Genomic DNA, 3,649 nt, shown 5'->3' with positions numbered 1-3,649 from the left:
GTACTCCAATAGCTCACTCGGAAAAACATGCCCCGGGGCTTCCAATACCAAATCCCCCATTTCTTTTGAACGAAATGTAACAATTCTTCAAACGCTCCCCACAAAATGGACGTGACCCGAACGCTGTGGTATCCTCTACAATACTCCAATTGGACCCACCATCGCCTGTTTTTAGGAGTATGTTTACCAAATCATTATCCACCATAGCTTGGGTGAATATGAAGCCGATATTGGCATCTTGGAAAAAGAATTCTCGGTTGGTCAAGCCAAGTATGGACGGGTCGAGTACGTTTCCTTTGGAGCTAAATGTCGCTCCCCCATCAGTGCTGTGATGTAACTCCAAGAGCCCGCCAGCCAACGTTAAAGCCATCATCTCGTTACTCGACAAGTAATGTACGGCTAATAGGCCGGAAGAAGGGAGTCCTAAATTCGAAAAATTCGCTCCTCCATCTTGGGTGTATTGGGCAAAAAAACCATCCTTAATGCAATAATGGTTGGCGTCGTAAAGACTGTAAAAACCATCGTAGTTCCCCAAATACTGCCATTGGTATTGGGCCTCGGCCTGCGGGCTAAGAAGGAATGATATCAGCAAAAGGGATAAGGAAAGTCGTAATGAATGAAAATCGTAGTTGCTTGACAAGATTCGATTTTTTAATTGTGTATCCGGAGCTCATCAAGTACTCCTTTTACTAGGCAAAAATAGGGGGCGAACGAGCTGCCGTCAATCGCGGAAAACCTATATTCGTCTATGGGTTTACCCTGAGGGAACTACACCTTGATCGTATGAAAAAGACTTTTTTACTGCTCTTCCTTTTCGGTGGACTCATGCTCCGATCTGAACCGCAAATCGATTCACGCCGAGTAATCGATAGCCTCAAAGTGGAGTTAACAACGGCTGAATTAGGGGACTCTCTTTTGCCCATTAGCAAGCTCTACCGGCAAATTGGGCGAGCATATGAGGTGGTCCACAACGATTCTGCAATTGCCTGGTATCAAGGGCAAGTGCGCTTTTTAAAAGAGACTGATTTACAATCTGAAAAAATAGACAGTCTAATTGGCTCGGTCTACCTCGACCTCAGCTATTTGCTCGGGTTTATCGGTTACCCAACGGAGATTCAAGTTGAGCATTCACTGGCCTACGCAGACTCCGCTTATGCAGTCCTGAAAGCCCCTGAGGAGGGTGAATTAGCGATCTGAGCGTATTATAATAAGGGGTTGGCCTTGATCAACCAGAACCGATATGAAGAAGCCCTCGAAGAGTTGATCAAGGCCTTGGAATTGACCAGTCAAGTTTTAGTTGATAATAAGCGGGAATACGCCTTGCAGGGCCTCTACCTCAATATAGGTAAGGCTTACATAGGATTAGAGCAATGGCCCCTAGCCTTAAATTACAGCAAAAAGGCGGTCTCCATTTTCAATGTACTACGCTTTAAAATGATCGCTCTAAATAACGTGGCGGCAATCTTCCTTGAAACGGAACAACCGGACAGTAGCCTAAAGTACGCCGAACTGAGCTACAGTCTTGCAGACTCTATACAAGATGACTATCACCGCCTGTTGACGAAAGTGAATCAGGCCGAAGCCCTTTTGAAGCTCAAGAGATATGACGAAGCCTTACCAATTATCGAAGGCAATATAGAGTTGAGTACCCAATTCGATTATCCGTACGGAATAGCTTCGGGCCTCAATCAGAAGGCGAATTATTTTGCTGGCCGGGGAGATTATCGAGCAGCACTCGAAATTTTACAAAAAGCAGAAGGTTTGGCTCCGGAAGTTTCTGATAAGGAGTTACTGATCGACACTTGGGGGAACCTCGAAGAGGTTTACGTTAAACTAGGCAACTATTCGGAGGCTTACTCCTTTCAGGTCCGGAGGGATCAGCTGAAAGACAGTCTCCATTCTGTTCAGAATACCAAAAACTTCAATGAGCTTTTGTTGCGTTTCCAGATGGCGGAAAAAGAAAAACAGATTGTTGAACAAAAACTGGAGCTGAAACGAAAAGAGGCTTCTCTAGCCAAGCGAGACCTTCAGATTTTAATCGTTAGCACTAGTTTGGTTCTTCTTTTACTCGGTAGCTTGACATTCGTATTCAGAACCCGTCAACTACAAGAGCGAAAAGTCCAGAACGCAGTTATCGCCGAAAAAGAAAAGGGCCTTTCGGCGGTCATTTCTGCAACGGAAGAGGAGCGAAAACGCATCAGTAAGGATTTGCACGATGGCATTGGTCAAAAGCTCACCGCACTGAAACCGGGTATAATAAACTTAGCTCCTCAACTACAAGACAAGGAATTGAAACAGCAACTTGATCAGATTTCAAATGAGTTTAGTAAAAGTGCCGAAGAGCTTCGTCAAATCTCGCATCAAATGATGCCCAAAGCCCTAATGGAACAAGGGCTTATTCAGGCCTTGGAAGACCTCTTGGAGAATACCTTTAAGTTTAGTCCTATTACCTGCAACTTCGAGTACTACAAGGTGGAAGGCCGTTATGCGGAACGGCTTGAGGTTAGTGTATATCGCATTGCCCAGGAGCTTTTAAATAATGCCTTGAAGCACGCCCGGGCCACTGAGATTCACATGCAATTAATGGAGTTAGACAAACAACTCATTCTCATTGTAGAAGACAAGGGTAAAGGATTCGACAGCGGTCTTGCCCAAGGGCAAGGGCTGTATAACATTAAGAGTCGATTGGATATCGTTAAAGGGGTAGTGAATTATGAGCCGGGGCCAGAAACCGGCATGTTGGCCACAGTAACCATACCGTTGTCATGAAGGTAATTGTCGTTGACGATCATCAATTGGTGTTAGAAGGTTTTACGGGAATTCTAACTCATGGGGGCTGTCACATTGTTGGTTCATATACTGACCCTCGTAAAGCCCTAACGGCAATTCTAGAACTGAAGCCCGATGTGGTCTTAACCGATCTGGATATGCCCCATTTGAACGGGCAAGAGCTTATCACCGAAGTAAGAGCTAAAATACCCGAACAAAAGTTTGTTTTGCTTACGATGCATTTGAATCAGCAGTTGATTAAAAAGATGATGCGCCTTAAGGTCAGTGCAGACTTGTCGAAAAATGCACATCCCGAAGAGCTTATGGAAGCCGTGAGCGCGTAGCTAGCGGCCGAAGCTACTTTGCGGCTGATGTTTTGCAGTCCTTGGCATTTAAAGCTTCAGAAATACAGTCGAGCCCCAAATCAACACTCATTCACGATTTGTCGGATCGCGAGCGCGAAGTCTTGCGACTCATTGCCATGGGCCGCTCGACTAAAATGTTGGCCGATGAATTGAACATCTCTGTGGGCACTGCTGAAACCCATCGACACTCAATCATGAAGAAGCTCAAAGTCAGCAATGTCGCCGGTATGGTCAGAATTGCGGTGAAAGCGGGATTGGTGTGAAGAATTGACCTTTGTAGTCGAACTATATCAGCCCCCCGAGCCATTCAGAAGCACATTCGAACCCTTTTATAATTTCATACCCGGATAATCCGCACCCTAGTAAGTCACTTGTATTTACGGTTTTTCCATAATTTGACACACCCGTCCAAAACGTTTTTTGACGCACTAAACACTTGTTGAAAGTCAGGAGTTTAGCTCTTTCACTACCCCAATTTACGAAATGTACCCTCCTTTGGTTTAGAACAAGGCCAA

The 3,649-nt window shown here is 45.2% G+C and carries 5 protein-coding genes; 4 read left to right on the top strand and 1 reads right to left on the bottom strand.

What is annotated here, in order from left to right:
• Positions 1–13 precede the first annotated feature (13 nt).
• The gene (locus J4F31_12210; protein MCE2497315.1) at positions 14–592 is read right to left on the bottom strand and encodes a hypothetical protein; all 579 of its coding nucleotides are present in this window, start codon (positions 590–592) and stop codon (positions 14–16) included.
• Positions 593–783: 191 nt separating this feature from the next.
• On the opposite strand from J4F31_12210, the gene J4F31_12205 reads away from it, so the two are divergent.
• From J4F31_12205 to J4F31_12190, 4 genes are read left to right on the top strand one after another with little or no spacing between them, the layout of a single operon-like run.
• Positions 784–1,197, top strand: a complete 414-nt coding sequence (locus J4F31_12205; protein MCE2497314.1) for a hypothetical protein — start codon at positions 784–786, stop codon at positions 1,195–1,197.
• Positions 1,198–1,215: 18 nt separating this feature from the next.
• Positions 1,216–2,769: a tetratricopeptide repeat protein gene (locus J4F31_12200; protein ID MCE2497313.1), complete on the top strand. Its 1,554-nt coding sequence runs from the start codon at positions 1,216–1,218 to the stop codon at positions 2,767–2,769.
• Complete coding sequence (locus J4F31_12195; GenBank protein ID MCE2497312.1) at positions 2,766–3,113, top strand: response regulator transcription factor; 348 nt, start codon at positions 2,766–2,768, stop codon at positions 3,111–3,113. The genes J4F31_12200 and J4F31_12195 overlap by 4 nt, the downstream gene beginning before the upstream one ends.
• Before the next feature lie 41 nt (positions 3,114–3,154).
• Positions 3,155–3,397 (top strand): response regulator transcription factor, encoded by a 243-nt coding sequence (locus J4F31_12190; protein ID MCE2497311.1) that lies wholly within the window; start codon positions 3,155–3,157, stop codon positions 3,395–3,397.
• Positions 3,398–3,649: the final 252 nt, after the last annotated feature.

The sequence above is a fragment of the Flavobacteriales bacterium genome, from assembly GCA_021296215.1.
Lineage (GTDB): Bacteria > Bacteroidota > Bacteroidia > Flavobacteriales > ECT2AJA-044 > ECT2AJA-044.
Note: the sequence above shows the minus strand (reverse complement) of the source record. Positions and strands in the feature narration are given on the sequence as shown.